The sequence below is a fragment of the Paenibacillus qinlingensis genome, assembly GCF_031455095.1.
In the GTDB taxonomy this organism is placed as follows: Bacteria; Bacillota; Bacilli; order Paenibacillales; family NBRC-103111; genus Paenibacillus_E; species Paenibacillus_E qinlingensis_A.
The window spans coordinates 22,278-39,444 of the sequence record NZ_JAVDSB010000024.1 but is presented as its reverse complement, the minus strand read 5'-3'; the positions used below and the strand labels follow the sequence as shown (position 1 = coordinate 39,444).

13 protein-coding genes and 1 riboswitch are annotated in these 17,167 nt (G+C 46.9%); of the genes, 11 read left to right on the top strand and 2 right to left on the bottom strand.

Going from position 1 to position 17,167, the window contains the following annotated elements; translation table 11 throughout:
* The first annotated feature begins 152 nt into the window (after positions 1-152).
* The 11 genes from spoVT (at position 153) to J2736_RS31525 (ending at position 10,900) form a co-directional block, all read left to right on the top strand.
* Positions 153-695, top strand: coding sequence for a stage V sporulation protein T (spoVT, locus tag J2736_RS31575; RefSeq protein WP_065854327.1), 543 nt, complete (start codon positions 153-155; stop codon positions 693-695).
* 133 nt (positions 696-828) lie between these two features.
* Positions 829-2,592, top strand: coding sequence for a putative polysaccharide biosynthesis protein (locus J2736_RS31570; protein WP_310502532.1), 1,764 nt, complete (start codon positions 829-831; stop codon positions 2,590-2,592).
* 78 nt (positions 2,593-2,670) lie between these two features.
* Entirely contained in the window at positions 2,671-4,197 is a 1,527-nt protein-coding gene (gene yabN, locus J2736_RS31565; RefSeq protein WP_310502531.1) for a bifunctional methyltransferase/pyrophosphohydrolase YabN, read from the top strand.
* Positions 4,198-4,317: 120 nt separating this feature from the next.
* Positions 4,318-4,590: an HU family DNA-binding protein gene (locus J2736_RS31560; RefSeq protein ID WP_028557378.1), complete on the top strand. Its 273-nt coding sequence runs from the start codon at positions 4,318-4,320 to the stop codon at positions 4,588-4,590.
* On the top strand, positions 4,590-4,853 hold the full coding sequence (locus tag J2736_RS31555) for an RNA-binding S4 domain-containing protein (protein ID WP_057313307.1): 264 nt from the start codon (positions 4,590-4,592) through the stop codon (positions 4,851-4,853). Before J2736_RS31560 ends, J2736_RS31555 begins: the two co-directional genes overlap by 1 nt.
* A gap of 138 nt (positions 4,854-4,991) precedes the next feature.
* The gene (yabP, locus tag J2736_RS31550) at positions 4,992-5,279 is read left to right on the top strand and encodes a sporulation protein YabP (RefSeq protein WP_056617955.1); all 288 of its coding nucleotides are present in this window, start codon (positions 4,992-4,994) and stop codon (positions 5,277-5,279) included.
* A complete protein-coding gene (yabQ, locus tag J2736_RS31545; protein WP_310502530.1) occupies positions 5,276-5,851 on the top strand; it encodes a spore cortex biosynthesis protein YabQ in 576 nt (191 codons plus the stop codon). The genes yabP and yabQ overlap by 4 nt, the downstream gene beginning before the upstream one ends.
* A 15-nt stretch (positions 5,852-5,866) precedes the next feature.
* Entirely contained in the window at positions 5,867-6,190 is a 324-nt protein-coding gene (locus tag J2736_RS31540) for an FtsB family cell division protein (protein ID WP_310502529.1), read from the top strand.
* Positions 6,191-6,298: 108 nt separating this feature from the next.
* The gene (locus J2736_RS31535; protein ID WP_173121002.1) at positions 6,299-6,898 is read left to right on the top strand and encodes a S1 domain-containing RNA-binding protein; all 600 of its coding nucleotides are present in this window, start codon (positions 6,299-6,301) and stop codon (positions 6,896-6,898) included.
* A gap of 369 nt (positions 6,899-7,267) precedes the next feature.
* Complete coding sequence (gene spoIIE / locus J2736_RS31530) at positions 7,268-9,733, top strand: stage II sporulation protein E (RefSeq protein ID WP_397342072.1); 2,466 nt, start codon at positions 7,268-7,270, stop codon at positions 9,731-9,733.
* A 197-nt stretch (positions 9,734-9,930) separates the two neighbouring features.
* Positions 9,931-10,013, top strand: a riboswitch (cyclic di-GMP riboswitch).
* A gap of 56 nt (positions 10,014-10,069) precedes the next feature.
* Positions 10,070-10,900 (top strand): transglutaminase domain-containing protein, encoded by an 831-nt coding sequence (locus tag J2736_RS31525; protein WP_310502527.1) that lies wholly within the window; start codon positions 10,070-10,072, stop codon positions 10,898-10,900.
* 9 nt (positions 10,901-10,909) lie between these two features.
* Here the strand turns inward: J2736_RS31525 and srtB are convergent, their stop codons facing one another.
* Together srtB and J2736_RS31515 are read right to left on the bottom strand one after the other, a co-directional pair.
* Positions 10,910-11,743 carry a class B sortase gene (gene srtB / locus J2736_RS31520; RefSeq protein WP_310502526.1) on the bottom strand — a complete coding sequence of 278 codons (834 nt, stop codon included), beginning with the start codon at positions 11,741-11,743 and terminating at the stop codon, positions 10,910-10,912.
* A gap of 86 nt (positions 11,744-11,829) precedes the next feature.
* Positions 11,830-17,112: an SdrD B-like domain-containing protein gene (locus tag J2736_RS31515; protein WP_310502525.1), complete on the bottom strand. Its 5,283-nt coding sequence runs from the start codon at positions 17,110-17,112 to the stop codon at positions 11,830-11,832.
* Positions 17,113-17,167 lie beyond the last annotated feature (55 nt).

Sequence of the window (17,167 nt, the reverse complement as noted above, 5' to 3'; positions counted from 1 at the left end):
AAATTGCTTAGTCGGGGCGTCTGCATAGAAGAATGGGAAGTGAAGAATACTATGGATAGATTTCAAGTTCCCACCAAATCCCGATCTAGCATACAAGGTTTCATGCTCGTGTCGTATCTAATTCGTAAGCGGAAAGTGAGGCATCTAGAGATATGAAAGCAACTGGAATTGTCCGTCGGATAGATGATTTAGGGAGAGTTGTAATCCCCAAGGAAATACGACGCACCCTACGCATTCGTGAAGGTGACCCTTTGGAAATTTTCGTTGATCGTGATGGAGAAGTCATTCTGAAGAAATATTCACCGATTGGTGAGCTGGGGGATTTTGCAAAGGAATATGCAGAGTCACTTTTTGAAAGCACCAATCATGTTGCCTTGATTTCAGATCGAGATAATATTATTGCTATGGCTGGCGGATCCAAGAAAGATTATTTAGAGAAATCCGTTGGGGCGATCATCGAGTCTTGTATGGAGAATCGTAAGGCCGTCATTGAAAGCAGTTCGGGTCAATTTGAGATTATTAAAGATACCAATGAAACGTTCACTTCTTTCGTAGCTGCGCCGATTGTCGCAGGAGGGGATCCCATTGGTTCGGTAATCCTGATCTCGAAGGATGAGAATGTGAAAATGGGCAATATGGAAGTTAAAATGGTTGAGACTGCCGCTGGATTTCTAGCGAAGCAGATGGAGCAGTGAACACATAATGCCAAACGAAGGCTTCCTTACGGAGATGGTGACGCATCTGTAAGTGAAGCTTTTTTTGTCTGAACTGGCAGATTTCGTTATAATACGTACATAGGAATTATGAAAGTGTAGAGGGGTAAATCGGATGGGAGTGGGCGACAAGAAATGGGAGCCTCATCAGCTCGGCCGGCCCCGAGGGAATGCAGGTAAACAGGGGGATAAGCTATTAAAGGGCGCTGCCTTGCTTGGGGCTGCTGCTGTAATTTCTAAGTTATTGGGAACGCTGCAGAAGATCCCCTTGCAAAACGTAGCCGGAGATGTGGCTTTTGGTATTTATAATGCGGTTTATCCGCTCTATATCTTAATCTTATTTGCAGCTACGGCTGGATTCCCAGTCGCTGTGTCTAAATTTGTAGCTGAACGCGTTATGGCAGGGGACCATGCTGGGGCCAAACGAATTGTGATCGTTTCATCAGCGTTATTAATGAGTGCAGGGCTTCTTTTATTCGTTTTGTTGTATTACGGCGCGGAGACCATCGCTGGTTGGATTGGCATCCAGCAGACCGTGACAGCCATTCGCAGCATATCCTTTGCGCTGCTTTTGTCTCCTGTGCTGGCCGTCCTCCGCGGCTATTTCCAAGGGTATCAGAACATGGTGCCGACTGCGGTATCGCAAGTTATTGAACAGCTTATTCGTGTGATTACGATGGTCGCTTTACTTCTGTACTTGGTTGCTCTCGCGTACGATGAGGCATGGATTGCAGCAGGAGCAACATTCGGCTCCGTGACAGGCGCTGGAGCGGGTCTCGGCGTGATGGTCGTGTACTGGCAGCGAGAGCGGCGGCTGAGAGATGTCGAAGCAGATTTGCCGACTGATAAGGAGAGGCAGGATGGAAACGGGCAAGAGGTAGAGCAGGGAGCAAGAAAAGCGATAGCAGCGGGCTTAGAGGTCAAGGAAGAAATCTCTTCATGGCAATGGGCGAAAAAGATTACGTTGTATGCGATCCCCGTATGTTTAGGTGCGATTGTCGTACCGCTGCTCACATTGGTGGATACGTTCACGATGCCTCGATTACTAAAAGCTGCAATGGGCAGTGAGCTTGCGGCAATGCGTCAGTTCGGACTTTATAACCGAGGGCTGCCACTCGTTCAGCTGGTGGTCATGGTGGCATCCTCGATGTCAGCCGTTTTGGTACCAGCTATTGCGGCAGCGAAACTAAGCGGGCAGGTTGATCTTATTCGCTCCCGCGCGGAGATGTCCGTGAGGCTCGCCTGGTTGATCGGGCTCGGCGCCTCGTTTGGCCTCGCGTTTTTAGCGATGCCGATCAATCTGATGCTCTATACGAGCACCGAGGCGAGCTGGACGATGGCCGTGTTGGCCTTCACGGCCTTGTTTAGTACGTTGAACGCTGTCAGCGCCAGCGTTCTCCAGGGCGCCGGCGCGATACGCACGCCGGCTAAGGCTCTGCTCGTTGCCATCGTGCTGAAATCACTCGGCAACGTCATGTTGATGCCCCGCTGGGGCATCGACGGCGCCGCGCTCAGCGCGGTGATCGCCTACGCCGCTGCGGCGGGGCTGAACCTGGTGCAGCTGCGCCGCAGCACCGGGGTGCGCTTCGCGCTGCGGCCGTACGCCGTCAGTCCCGCGCTGGGCGTGGGGCTGATGGGCGGCGCCCTCGCGGCGCTGCAAGGGCTGGCCATGCTCGCTGGCGCGGCATGGCACGTGCCTGAGCGATGGAGCGCTAGCGCCATCGCCATCTTTGGCGTAGCCGGCGGCGCAGCCGTCTACGCGCTTGCGCTGCTGCGCAGCGGCAGCATCAGCCGCGAGGAGATGCGGCTGATGCCGGAGCTGGACCGAAAGCTGGCGTCGGTCCTGGCGAAGCTGAGGCTGACGAAGCGCGAGCAGTAGTAGGTTTGTTGTTGTAGGTTTACTATTACTGGACTCCCTAGATCCATTAAATAACTATTAATCAGGAGGTGTCATCCGATGTCAATGAGCAACCCGCGAATTACCGTCCTTGGACTCGGTACAGGAGACGAAGATCAACTAACATTAGGTGTATGGAAGAAGCTTCAACTAGCGGCAAAATCGCAAGCCAAGCTGTTCCTGCGGACGAAAGATCATCCCATGGTGCAACTTCTGGATGCCAATCAGATTCCGTATGAAACGTTCGATGCTAATTACATGTCGAATGAGTCATTCGAGGGCGTCTATGAATCTATTGCGGAAGAATTAATCACGGCAGCGACAAGCCATACGGCTGGAGTGCTTTACGCTGTCCCAGGCCATCCCATGGTGGCAGAGTACACGGTGCAACTTTTGAAACAACGCTGCCCATCGGAAGGTATTGAACTCCAAATCACAGGCGGAGAGAGCTTTCTGGACCAAGCGTTTCTTCGCTTTGGCTTCGATCCCATTGATGGCTTCCAGTTGCTTGATGCGACTAGTATCAGCCGTTATGCCTTGAATCCGCAGCTGCATACGGTCATTGGGCAAGTGTACGATACCTATACAGCATCTGATCTGAAAATTAGTTTGATGGATGCCTATCCAGACGAGTATAGAGTTGTAGTAGGCCACTCTTTAGGTGTGGCAGGTCAGGAACAGATCATCGAAGTGCCGCTCCACGAGCTGGATCATGTCAAGGGGTACGGCAACCTGTCACTGGTGTGGGTACCACGGAGTGAGCAGGAGGCGCCTTACTATCGGACATTTGGTAAGCTGCATGAGATTGTTCAGACGCTGCGCAGTCCAGAAGGGTGTCCATGGGATCGTGAACAGACGCATGAGAGTCTTCGTAAGAATTTGATTGAGGAAGCCTACGAAGTGCTCGAAACGATTGATGAAGATGATCCGGACCACATGTGTGAGGAGCTTGGCGATTTGCTTTTACAAGTCATGCTGCATGCGCAAATGGAAGAAGAGATCGGCACGTTCTCCGTATATGATGTGATCGCTACGTTGAATGAGAAGCTGATTCGCCGTCATCCGCATGTGTTTGGGGAGTCGAAGGCAGATGACGCTGATGAAGCACTAGTTAACTGGAATGCGATCAAGGTTGAAGAGAAGCGGAAGAAAGGCATTGATGTCACGAAGCAATCTGTGTTGGATGGGATTCCGCGTGAGCTGCCGGGGTTGATGAAGGCTCTGAAGCTGCAGAAGAAGGCGGCAACGGTCGGTTTTGACTGGACGGAGCTGGATGATGTACTTGCTAAGGTGGAAGAGGAGCTTGTAGAGCTGCGTGAAGCGATAGCGAAACCCGTAGAAGAAGGTGCTCAAGAGCGTCGCGATGAGCTGGGAGATGTCCTTTTTTCTATCGTAAATGTTGCTAGATTCCTCAAAGTAGACCCTGAAGAAGCGCTAGCCCAAACAAATCGTAAATTTATGCAAAGATTTTCATATATAGAGGAACAGCTACGTTTAAAGGGCTTATCTTTTGAACAAACTGGGTTATCAGAGATGGAACAATATTGGCAGGAAGCAAAAAAAGTTGTAAAACTTGATCTGCGATAGAAGGATTTTGCCGAAAAAAGCAGAATACTAGACTTGTTGCAAGGTATAATGATGAAATGTAACCACAATTGGTACATAGAAGACCTGATCTTCAAACATTTTGGGAGGTAAAGAAAACACATGAACAAAACAGACTTGATCAACAACATCGCTGAAAAAAGCGGACTTACTAAGAAAGACGTAGAAGTTGTCCTTAACGGATTCCTTGGTGAAGTGACAGACGCTCTTTCATCCGGAGATAAAGTACAATTGATTGGTTTCGGTACATTTGAAACTCGCAAACGTTCCGGCCGTACAGGTCGTAACCCACAAACGGGTAACCCAATCGAAATCGCAGAATCCAATGTTCCTGCTTTCAAAGCAGGTAACAAGCTTAAAGACGCTGTAAAATAATGCGGATCGATAAATTTCTCAAAGTATCTCGTCTGATCAAACGCCGTACGGTTGCGAAGGATGTGTCCGACCAAGGACGCGTGTGGATTAACGGTAGAGACGCTAAAGCGAGTACACATGTGAAAGTTGGAGATGAGCTGTCCATTCAGTTCGGTCAGAAGAAAGTAACGATTCGCGTTGAGCTTCTGACGGAGTCTACCCGTAAGGAAGACGCTGCGCAGATGTACACGCTGCTGAAGGAAGAAGCATTCCAATCCGAATAACGCATACCGATGAAGTAGCCTGGGATTCCTGCAGAGGGAATTTTAGGCTGCTTTTTTTGTAGGCCCAGGTACAAGGCTTGGTTCTAAAAAAGGACGTCCTCCCATATCGTAAGATTAGGTGAAGGAGGGGTACAGGCCATGATCGAACCCGTGAAAAATAGTAATAAAAGGCAAGAAATTAAGATGCTGAATCGCAAGCTCTTGGAAATTTCAGGAGTTTTGAACGTAGAAAGCTTTGATAGCGAAGAATTCCTCCTAGAAACGGAAATGGGCTACTTGATGATTAAGGGGCAGAATTTGCACATCAAGAACTTGAGCTTGGAGCAAGGATTAGTCGCCATTGAAGGTATCATTCATGAATTAGCCTATGTGGACGGAAATACCCAGGAGAAATCCAAGGGGTTTCTTGGAAAGCTATTTAAGTGACACTTCACGTTCAATTTCAGACGATTTTCATGATGTTCCTGAGTGGAATTTGCATAGGAGCTCTGTTCGATGTTTTTCATGTACTCTCGGGCAAGCTGCGATTGCCGCGCTGGAGCATTCCGATTGTAGATAGTATCTATTGGATTGTGGCGACAATCCTGGTGTTCAAGATGCTCATTTACAGTAATGAAGGACAAGTTCGTATTTTTATTTTCCTCGGGATAGGGATCGGAATTTGTTTCTACTTCGCGCTTCTGAGCCGCCTAGTGGTTCGTCTTACACTTATCATCATTCGAATTATTGTGGCGATTTACCGTTTCCTTACGCGGACTGTCGAAATTCTGATCATTAAACCGATTATTGGCTTATATCGTCTAACGGTGATAATTTTAGGCTTTTTGCTAGCCGTAGCTATATTCCTTTACAGAATTGTGCTACAATTGCTGTATCCTGTGTGGAGATTATTCCTCTGGATGACTAAGCCTGTGCATAAGTACTTGGTGATCCCTGACTGGTTGAAGAAACTAAAGGGACGTATCATTGCGCTTTATCGCAGGATATTCTCGAAGTAGGAGGAATTCCTATTCATGCATGCTCAAGCAACCGTTTCAACCAAGCGCAACAGTCGGGAAGGCTCGAAGCGAAGACTGCGTATCCTTTTGATCATTGTCTTATGTTTTCTGAGCTGGGCTGCTGTTAATATCTGGGGGCAGTTCGCCAAGCTGCACGAGAAGAGAAGTGTCGTAGCGGATATGGAACAACAACTCGCTCAGGCACAGAAGGTGAATGCCCAAACGACGAAGGAAATCGCACGGCTGCATAACGACGAATATTTGGATCAGATCATTCGCCGAGACTTTCATTACAGTAAAACGGGAGAGACGCCACTAAGCGCCTCGAAGTCGCAATAAAAAACATTACGAAGAAGTGGCGAATGCCGTGTTGACCGTGGTTTCTGCATCGGTTATAATCGGCGTAGCCAGTGTTTTCAACATTTTAAGGGAGGAACATTTTACTTTATGGCAATTGAAGTTGGCACCAAGTTAGAGGGAAGAGTGACGGGGATTACTCACTTTGGAGCATTCGTCGAGCTTGCTGAAGGAGTTACCGGTCTTGTTCACATTTCGGAGATCGCGGACAATTATGTGAAGGACGTTAATGACCACTTGAAGCTTGAAGACAAGGTAACGGTCAAAGTAATTAACGTGGACAAGGATGGCAAGATCGGACTGTCGATCAAGCAAACGATTGACAAGCCAGTTGAGGAAAGACCAGCTCGTCCTGAACGTACAGGTGGCAGCAGCTATCAAGGTCGCCCTAGTGGAGATCGTCCAAGCGGCGGTTACCAAGGTGGTCGTCCAAGCGGTGGTGGAGAACGTAGTGGCCCTCCAAGCGGTGGTTCAGGTGGTGGTGGCGGTCGTCCAGGTGGCGGCGGTGGCTTCAATCGTGGCGGCGGCGGTGGTGGTCGCGGCGGCTTTAACAAGCAGCAGGGCGGTGCTAGACCGTTTTCGTTCGAAGATAAAGTATCTCGTTTCCTCAAAGATAGTGAAGAGCGGATTTCGTCCTTGAAGAAGAACACCGAGTCCAAACGCGGTGGCCGAGGCGGAAGAAGAGACTAATAGATGCAGATAAGGAACCACATTCGCTTAGGCGAATGTGGTTTTTTATTTGCCGCGAATGCTCGGGTGTGACAAATCCAGCTCAAACGAGTGCAAATCAATCGACATGGAGTTACGGGTATCTCCCGCATATGCAGGGCGAAAGTTCGAGGTAATCAGACTTTTGGAAACGTTTTCAATACAAGGAACCTAGAGTAGGCAAGGGCTGAGAGCTGTTGACAAAGACATCGGGACATGTCGGAAATTTCTTTGAATCTATCAACTCATTCTGACAAACTTTCTACTAGATTGTCTCTATACTAGAGTAACAAATAAGGGAAGAAATGGATGGTGTTCGAGAATATGCAAAGACGAAGCTTAGGCGCGGTGATGGGTGGCGGATGGTCGGGAGTATGGCAGAAAGCAAAAGTAGGTGTTCACAGTGCAGCTGTAGAGAATCGATGGGTGCAAGCTTTTGTGGCTAAGAAGTGGTCGTTACTGCTTATCGTTATGGGCTTCTTGCTAGGTCGTGCGATGATTCTGGAACAGTTATCACCATTTGCGTTGGCGTTTATTGCAGTCATCTATTTTACAAGAAAAGATATTTTGCATTGGGTAGGCATTGCTGCTTTTGCTGGGAGTTTGCTCGCGGTAAATGGGAACACCGGTTATCTCGTAACCGAAATTATTATTTTCTTAGGGATCCAGAAGGCGCTGGAAAAATATGAACGATCAGACGTTTCGTTAGCACCGCTGCTCGTATTTAGCTCCACATTCCTCGTGCAGCTCTTTGCAGAATTGGTTGTTTCTAATCTGACGTGGTACTCGCTGATGATGCTCACCGTTGAAGCTTTGCTAAGTTTGGTGCTGACGCTCATTTTCATTCAAGCTATCCCTGTATTTACACTTACCCGTAAAAACTATCATCTGAAACATGAGGAGATCATTTGTTTAATTATTTTGTTGGCTTCGGTGATGACAGGTACGGTCGGTTGGATCGCAGGTCCTGTTACGATAGAGCATGTGTTGTCTCGGTATTTAATTCTACTGTTCGCCTTAGTAGGTGGAGCACCGTTCGGAGCGTCGGTCGGTGTTGTGACAGGTCTTATTCTCAGTCTGGCGAACAGTAATGCCATCTATCAGATGAGTCTACTTGCTTTCTCTGGAATGCTCGCTGGTCTTCTTAAAGAGGGGAATCGCTTGATGGTTGCCTTTGGGATGCTGCTTGGATCTTCTATTCTCTCTTTCTATATGGGCTCTAGTGTGGATGTTATTAACTCCGCCTGGGAATCATTAGCGGCTGTGGCCTTATTCTTACTGACACCTAGGAGCGTCATTCTCATGTTGGCCAAGTATGTGCCTGGCACGCAAGAGAATCTCAAGTCGCAGCAGGATTATGCAAAGCGTGTGCGAGATGTGACGGCAGGACGCGTAGAGCAATTTTCGGAGGTGTTTCGCCAGTTGGCGCGCAGCTTCAAACAGCTGACAACGGAAGACGAGGTGAGCCGCAAGGAGGAGGATGTCGGGCACTTTATGAATGCAGTCACCCAGAAGGCGTGTGAGTCCTGTTGGAAGAAGAGCCAGTGCTGGGACCAGAAATTCTATCAAACCTATACCTATATGACGGATATGATGAGCCAGATTGAGACGAAGGAGAGTATGTCGAAAAAGCAGATTCCACCCGAATGGAAGAAGGTATGTATCAAGACGGAGCAAGTGCTAGACGTGATGAAGCAGCAATATAGTTTATATAAGAATGACATGCATTGGAAAAAGCAGATCATCGATAGTCGACATCTGGTCGCCGACCAATTATCAGGCGTTTCGCAGGTCATGGAAGACCTAGCGAAGGAAATTAAGAGGGAAGGACAGGAATTGTTCCTCCAAGAAGAGCAAATTCGTAATGCCCTGGAGGAGTTAGGCCTGTCCATCCATACGATTGACGTTATTTCCTTGGATGAAGGAAATATCGAAATCGAAATCATCCATCAATATACGAAGGGATTTGATGAATGTCGTAAAATCATCGCGCCGCTCCTCAGCGAAATCATCGGTGAGAACGTCGCTGTGATGCGTGAGGAGATGCACACGCGCGGCGAGGGCTACAGTACGGTCGTATTCGGCTCCGCCAAGGAATACGAGGTCGAAACCGGAGTCGCCGGCGCTGCCAAGGGAGGCGATCTCTTCTCGGGCGACAGCTACTCCACGGTGGAGCTGGGCAATGGCAAGTATGCCGTTGCGCTGAGCGACGGCATGGGGAATGGCGAGCGAGCGCGCGCGGAGAGCGAGACGGCGCTTAGCATCCTGCAGCAGCTGCTGCAGTCGGGGATGGACGAGAAGCTGGCGATCAAGTCGCTGAACTCGGTGTTGATGCTGCGATCCTCCGACGAGATGTACGCGACGGTGGATATGGCGTTGATCGATATGTACAACGCGAATACGACATTCATGAAGATTGGCTCAACGCCAAGCTTTATTAAGCGGGGGACAGAGGTTTTTGCGATCTCGGCGAATAATTTACCGGTAGGCATTTTGAGCGAGATTGATGTTGATCTGGTTTCTATCCCGTTGCAATCAGGAGATATCCTGGTGATGATGACTGATGGTATCTTTGATGCGCCAGGCCATGCTGTGAACAAGGAGATGTGGATGAAGCGCATGATTCAGGAGATTGATACAACTTTACCGCAGGATTTCGCTGATTGCTTGTTGGAACGTATTTTCCGACATCATCATGGCGAGATTCAGGATGATATGACGGTTGTTGTAGCACGTATTGAGAGACGGCAACCCGAATGGGCGACGTTTCGTTGGCCAGGCATTACGCGTATGGAGCGGCCGAAGACGGTTAGCTGACGTTATGGGGGCACCACAGCCTATTGAAATGGAGGGAAGTAAGGAGTGGTTGTTGCCCTCGTGGGCAACAGCCACTTTTGCATGAAAGGATACGTACTACTTTAAACCTAGTTCTCCTCGACTACCAATTGAAACAATTCAATTGACTTCGATGTCGAAAATGGTAGAATAGACATATAGTTTTTATATCATTTAACTTTTGAAAAAGGCAAACCTGTCGAAAGGCAGGGACGCAAAGCCACGAGTCTAAAGCATTCGCTATGATCGTCGGGCCGCCAAGGGGTAGTAGAGTAAATCTAACCTCTTTTGGCTTCACTACAAAGGAGGTTTTTTGTTATGCGTAATAAGTTATATTTGTCCCTTGCCCTATTCACGCTTTTTATCTTCATGGTCTCTACAACGGTAAGCGCGGCAACGTCAATCTCCAGTTCTACCAATTCAGTAGTAGAGGTTAATGATTTAGTGGAGCTGGAAGCAGCGCTACAAGAAGAGTTAGCCAAGAAACCACAGGAGATAACGATTCTTTACACGGCTAAAGGACCGACAAATTCAACAAGTTATTTGCAAGGTGTGAAGGATACGATTCACGAAGCTCAAAGTGGATTAGCAGAAGAATTATTTTGGAATATGAAGAGTTTTACTTATTCCATGAAAGGTAGTATCGGCAAGCTGAAGATTACATTGCATCCGGAGTATTTAACGACACTGGAGCAGGACCAATATGTGGACGAGGAAGTTGACCGTATATTGAGTGAGATCATTACGGCGAAGATGACTCCTTTTGAGAAAGAGTTAGCTATACATGACTTTGTTGTCTCACATACCTCGTATGAAGATGTAGGCGAGATTGGCCATACGGCATATTCAGCGTTATACAATAAGAAAGCGGTATGTCAGGGTTATGCAATCCTTACAAATCTACTGCTGAACAAAGCGGGAATTACAAGCCATCTAATCGTAGGTTATATTAATGATGATGTAGAACAACCGCACATGTGGAATGAAGTGAACATCGAGGATAATTGGTATATGCTTGATACTGTATTTAATGATTCAACATCAAATCCATCAATGGATTATTATAATGTAACGAGTAAAGCGCTCAAGGGCATGAAGCATACATGGGAAGAAAGTGACTACCCTGTCGCTGAAACTGAATATAAATAAAAAAGGAGCCTATGGCTCCTTTTTTTTGACCGCATGCACAACGAGACGCGTATCATCGGTCTCATTACTGCAAGTAACAAGCGTGATGATTTGTTCTTTCGCCGTAGGGTTAATTTTTGTGGAATAAAGTGACTTCTGGCGGTATTCATGTAGTGCTTGAAGAAAAGCTTGATCATTATCATAAGAGGCTTCAATGGTATCCTGACTCGCATCTAACGTGTAGACAGCGAATACCTCCCAGTTTGTAACTTCATCGGGTAAGTCGAGCTGAATCGAGTGGTGTTCTTTGTAGAAAGATTCCTTCTTGAAGTTGCCTAAGCTTCCAAACATAGTCCCATCGATCATATTATGCCCATAGATAACGATATTACGTTGTGGACGATTCATATCAATGCGAGAATCTATAAAAATGCTCCCATATATGGATGGTTTACCTGCAGCATCCGTATGCAAATAATAGTCGTTGTCGGTATGCTGGACCACAGGATAATCGACACCAGCGCCATCGACACGAAGCCAGCCCTTGATTTCTTTGTTCACGACGGTTAGGCTTTTAATTTTGTCCCGAATGGATGCGGGCGTGTTCTCTGGCATCAGCGGGGATGTTGGAAGTGCATCTGTTTGTGTATCCGCTGCTTTAGGTTGAATGGAGGCAGGGGATGTTGGATTTGAGTAATAAAGCTGTGAGAGTTGATTATGTAAAGTGAGGGACTGCTGGCTCTCCCTATGTTGGGTATACGAATCGACAAAGAGAAAGGAGATTCCAGCAACAAGTAGAAACCCTGCCAACCCATACGAAATGGCATACGATCTTTTTGGTTTCGGTGTTTTTAGCCTGAACATGCACCTGTCATCTCCTTAGCTGATTCATTATGGTTACTCAAAAGAGAATTAAGAAGGGGCACATGTTGTGCCCCTAGGGTCAATGATTATTTATTTCTGCGTTGCTGCCAACGGGTAGCTCCAAAAACGCTTAATCCTGCAACTACCATGGCTAATCCGGTTAAATAGAAATTGCTGTAGGCTTGTTGGCCTGTTTTCGGAACAAGGGAAGCAGCGCTGCCATTCTTTTTGCCTTTTGGTAATACACGAACTTGAACATCATGATACGTAATGGAGTCATCAGGCTCTTTAATGGCGATTGTGAAGCCATCGGTTCCATTAAACCCTTCTTTAGGCGTATAGATCCATTTGCCATCGTCTGTTAACTCGACATCACCATTTCCAGGAGCTACATAAATAGATTCTTCCGCTTTCGGAGATACCACCGGAATGATGCCTTCAACGGATGTATCTTCATCGGTTGTAATAGGCGCAGCTGGCGTCGCCGAAGGAGCTGGAGAAGGCGTTGTGCTAGGTTTAGGCGTGGCGCTTGGAGTAACTCCTGGTGTCACGCTAGGTTTAGGCGTCGGTGTTGGTGTAACGCTTGGTGTCGGTACTGGTCCAGGGCCATAGAAAATAGGTTGCAGATAGATACCAGCATCGATCGTGCGATCGTCGTCGCCAGATTGTAGGACAATCCCTGTTACACGACCAGAACTGTTAGGGTTAGAGTCAACTGCACGATCTGGGCCAATAAGGCTAGTTGAGAATAAATAACCGCTGACAGGTTGGAATGCGACATCATAGGAACCTGGTTCTAGATTCTCGAACAAGTAGTTACCGTTGACATCCGTTTCTTGTGTATCGAGAACGACGCTTGGATTAGATGTGAGATAAAGTTTGACTGTCATTTTAGGGTAGCCAGCGTCTGTGGCGTCTTGCAATCCATTTTTATTTGAATCCAGGAATACCCGGTCCCCCAGCTTTGCAAGTTTATAGTAGCCTGCATCAATGGTCAAATCATTAACTGTAGTCAGTAAGGAAATGGAATGACTAAGTCCTGTCGTTAGGTCAGCGTCTGAATCTTTGCTATCGTCGCTGCCAACATTTATAGGGCTTTTCTTGTAGCCTGCAGGAGCAATAAACTTCACTTGGTAGCTACCTGTGTTCAGGAGGTTTGTAAACAGGTAACGCCCTCCAGCATCCGTAGTTTGCGTGCCAAGCAATGTTGCCGTCCCTGCCGTATACAGCTCCACCGTGACTCCAGGAATCCCAGGTTCACCGGTGTCTTGCAGGCCGTTGGCATTAAGATCGTGCCACACGATGTCTCCGAGTGAGCCGTCTGTCAATAAATAAAGTCCAGCATCGATGGTGATGTTATCGTCTCCGGCAGATAAGGTTACGACGCTTGTTTTACCTGTTGCAAGGTCAGCATCGGAGTCCAAAGCGGTATTACCGCCTTGATTCTTGGCCGATAGCCCATAGCCTTGAGGTTTCACGAATTCTACGATGTAGCTGCCTGGATCCAAGTTTTCAAATTTATATAATCCAGCGACATCTGTAGTTTGTGTACTGATTGCATGAGTAGGATCCGTGTTTGAATACAATTTTACTACTACCCCTGGGACAGGGGCCTCACCTGTATCTTGAATGCCATTTTTATTAGCATCTAGGAAGACTTTATCGCCTAAACTAGCTGGTTTATATAGACCTACGTCAAACGTATAATCACGTCCGCCATCCAGAAGCGAAATATTGTTAATCGTTGCTTCTGAAGCTTCGCGGGTTGTAAAGATAGCATCGCTATCTTTCGAGTCATCTGCCCCTTGATTAGCAGAGGAGAAGAAGTTATAGGCGGCTGGTCTTGTAAACTTTACAACATAACTGCCGGGTAAGAGGCTAGAAAAGTTATAAATTCCGCTGCTACTAGTTGTTGTTGTCATTAAAGCTGCTGCTAGATGTGAAGCATCGAACAGCTTGACGGTTACGCCTGAAATACCAGGCTCTCCGGCATCCTGAACGCCATTGGCGTTGCGATCGTACCAGACTAAATCGCCGATCTCGCCGAGGTAGAAGCCTGCATCAACAGAATGGTCTTGTTTTCCTGATGTCAATGCTATTGAATGGCTAAAGCCTGTTATTACGTCTCGATCAGAATCTTTGGCATCATCGGCTCCCTGATCTCGAAGAGTTGGTTTATAACCGATAGGATTAATAAATTGAACCGTATAATGGGCTGGATCCAATTGAGGAAATAAATATTTACCAGACGCATCCGTTGTTGTCGTTTGAAGGACATGTGCTGGGTCCAAATCGGATGATTTGAACAGCTTCACTGTCGCTCCGCTAATGCCTGGTTCACCGCTATCTTGCTTGCCGTTGGCGTTCAAATCATTCCAAATGAAATCACCAATCTCGCCCTTCGTGTAAATACCTGCGTCTAATGTCATGTTGGTTGTATTTGCAGGCAGGCTAACTTGCGTACGATAGGTTTGGTCACCTGAATCATATAAAGCAAAATCACTATCTGTTGCATCTGTAGCCGATGGATTATCCTGAGGTGATAGATAATAACTTCCACTTGGCATAACGAATTCAACGATGTAATTGTCTGCGATAAGGTTAGGGAACTCATAGTATCCCGGTTTATTCGTTCCATGTTCAAATCCAGTTCTAGTATATGCGATTCGTGTTGTAGGTGCTGAGGCGCGATATAAATTGACCAAAACAGCGTTAATGCCAACTTCCCCAGCATCTTGAATCCCATCTGCGTTCGTATCTGCCCAAATAAAATCACCTAAGTTGCTCGTTCCTGCGGGATCTATACTTTCTACACCGAAACCTACCTTAATGGGTTCAGAAGGTAAGAAGGCTTGTGGACCGCTTGAATCTGGATAGGTAGCACCATAACCGAATGAGTTCCAAGCAATTTTATTTCTTGGCGCACTAACAGGTGCACGCATATCCCATTCCAAGGTAACGGATTCGCCCCTACTAAGCGACATATTACCAAAATCGAATTTCAGTGCTTTTACGGTTGTAATATCATCTGGAATCGTAGTTGTCCAATCACTTGATGTTGAGCGATGAAGTGGATCTGAAAGATCACTGACATTTGGATTATTTTTGGTGGAGTAATAGACTTTGATTTCAGAATTCAGAGCAACGCCGTCAGGACCTGTCACAGGATTAACCAGATAGGGTCTCCATTCCGTGTCTCGTTCACTCAAATCAATAACACCTGTATCACCAATGCGAGGTAATTTATCAATGATGACGATGTTCGAGATCGGACCATTAGAGTCAGCATTTTTAACCCTTAATTGATACATCGCTTTTCCGCCAGGAAGAGTCTTCCCTGTAGCTGGATACTTGGAGAAGCCGCTATCTAGCTCTCCTTTTACCCACTTTATGGATTCAAGGGATCCTCTGAATTTCACGTACACATTCGCTGTGTCAGATACAAACTTTGTAGTTGTTCCATTGGCATCCCAATTGATGCTATCAGGAATGGTAGGGACGTCACTTCGGAAGGTATCTGTGACTGAGCTGGCGGCATACATCGTATTACTGAAGTTGCCATTCAAAGCGTCAGTCTTGATCTTTCCACGGATTGTCACATCAATATAATCCCCAGGCTGTAAAACAGCGCCTGCAAATGTCCAGTTATAGACAGAATAAGTGACAGTGCCAACAGTCGGCGTTGTATGGCTGAAGTTGATCGTCCCACCAGTGTGAGCGTGTGTTTGATCTTCACTAACGATTGTAAAATCGTCTAGTTCTTTCGGAAAGAATTCAAGAATCGTCGGAGAGGTCAGGTTACCAGTAGCGTAAGGATGATTCTGTACTCTTAATTTATAGGTAACGGTATCGCCCAGATTCACAGTGGAACTGCCTACTACGGACTTGTCGGCCACGATCCAAGGCTGAGGATTTACCACTTTTATTGTAACGGTATCGCTATTAGTAAGTGAAGCAGCGAGATATGTCGCGGTAACCGTAGCGGTATTTGGAATCACTTGATTTGTTGCGACAGGGTTTGCGTTATGATCTGTACTTAGCAGTTCACCATAAACGTGAAGATCAGAAGCAACACGGAATCCAGCAGGAGCCCCGCTATATTCCCACTTGACCTTCGACACGTAATCAGCACCTGCGAGCCCTAAACTGGAAACAACTAAATCCTGGCTAGTACTCGTACTCAAGCCACTGCCACCGTTCCAAGGGAACCAAGTGTTGATATTGTTTTTTTGATAAAAGACAGATACAGTAACTCCTGAATTGTTCACATAGGAACCCGTCGTTACCTTAGTCAGATTAATCTGGGCAGGTATTGCATCCTCGACAATCAGGCTATTCAGAGGTACGTTGCCGCTGTTGCCAAAGCTATTGATTTTGTAATCAACTATTTGACCAATGGCATATTCGTCATTAGATTGACGAGCATCTTTGTTAATTCCGTATATGCCTGGCGTCGGGGCCGCGAGAAGATGCGTAACATGTGCCACATTGGTCATAAGAGCAGTTCCAGCGAGGCTCGTTCCTGCAGCATAAACCGAATTGGTTACGGAGTTGCCTATGTTGAAGGGCGGGCTCGGGAATTTCAGCACAACTTGGTAAGTAACTTGCTGCCCTACATTTAATGTAGGAATGTTCCAGTACACACTGCCATACACGGAATCGTAAACGCCGCCGCCAGTAGCAGAAACAAACGTAGAGTTCGGCGGAAGTGTATCATAAACGCCTACATGACTAATATTGGAGCCGCCTAGTTTGCTGTTGCCTTTTAGTTTGACTTCGTAGGTGACTTCACTATCTAAGGCGGGATCTACAGTGGGATTGATTTTGCTTTTCTCGATAAGCCAATCTGGTGCATCCACAGTAGCAGTTACAGCCTGGGCTGTAGACGAAGTAGGAACGCCGTTAGCTGCTGTTGCAGTAGCTGTATTCTGTGCGATGTCACCCTGACGGGTAACACCTTCTTTGAACTTCGCCCTCAACTTGAGTACGCCAGTTTTACCGGCGGGAAGAATGTGGATCATGTTAAACTTCACTGTGCCTGCGGTGGCATCTACTGTAGCTACGTCTGTTGTGGTATCCACGTCAATGTAATCGAGCGTTGGAGGCAGGATATCCGTAATCACCATATCTTCAGCGGCAACGGTGGTACTTGGATTGGCATACTTGATCGTGAAGGTAATCGTTTCCCCTGGTTTAGCAGTAGTTTTGTCGACCGATTTCTCCAGAGTAAGATTAACAGACGCTGCTATTGCAACAAAATTGTAGTAGGGCAATACACCTAGAGAAAGTGTGAAAAGCAGGATGAGAATTTTATTGCGAAATTGAAGCATGGCGCGCTTTTTTTTCACGCGAGAAGATAATTGACGCATAATCGGTCCTCCGAATCCTTAAACATGAATGGCCATGTAATTGAGTAAAATCAGT

What these genes read in the sequence shown, in the direction of transcription:
- spoVT (WP_065854327.1), top strand. Translation starts at nt 153, where the DNA reads ATGAAAGCAACTGGAATTGTCCGTCGGATAGATGATTTAGGGAGAGTT.
- J2736_RS31570 (WP_310502532.1), top strand. Translation starts at nt 829, where the DNA reads ATGGGAGTGGGCGACAAGAAATGGGAGCCTCATCAGCTCGGCCGGCCC.
- yabN (WP_310502531.1), top strand. Translation starts at nt 2,671, where the DNA reads ATGTCAATGAGCAACCCGCGAATTACCGTCCTTGGACTCGGTACAGGA.
- J2736_RS31560 (WP_028557378.1), top strand. Translation starts at nt 4,318, where the DNA reads ATGAACAAAACAGACTTGATCAACAACATCGCTGAAAAAAGCGGACTT.
- J2736_RS31555 (WP_057313307.1), top strand. Translation starts at nt 4,590, where the DNA reads ATGCGGATCGATAAATTTCTCAAAGTATCTCGTCTGATCAAACGCCGT.
- yabP (WP_056617955.1), top strand. Translation starts at nt 4,992, where the DNA reads ATGATCGAACCCGTGAAAAATAGTAATAAAAGGCAAGAAATTAAGATG.
- J2736_RS31540 (WP_310502529.1), top strand. Translation starts at nt 5,867, where the DNA reads ATGCATGCTCAAGCAACCGTTTCAACCAAGCGCAACAGTCGGGAAGGC.
- J2736_RS31535 (WP_173121002.1), top strand. Translation starts at nt 6,299, where the DNA reads ATGGCAATTGAAGTTGGCACCAAGTTAGAGGGAAGAGTGACGGGGATT.
- spoIIE (WP_397342072.1), top strand. Translation starts at nt 7,268, where the DNA reads ATGGGTGGCGGATGGTCGGGAGTATGGCAGAAAGCAAAAGTAGGTGTT.
- J2736_RS31525 (WP_310502527.1), top strand. Translation starts at nt 10,070, where the DNA reads ATGCGTAATAAGTTATATTTGTCCCTTGCCCTATTCACGCTTTTTATC.
- srtB (WP_310502526.1), bottom strand. Translation starts at nt 11,743, where the DNA reads ATGTTCAGGCTAAAAACACCGAAACCAAAAAGATCGTATGCCATTTCG.
- J2736_RS31515 (WP_310502525.1), bottom strand. Translation starts at nt 17,112, where the DNA reads ATGCGTCAATTATCTTCTCGCGTGAAAAAAAAGCGCGCCATGCTTCAA.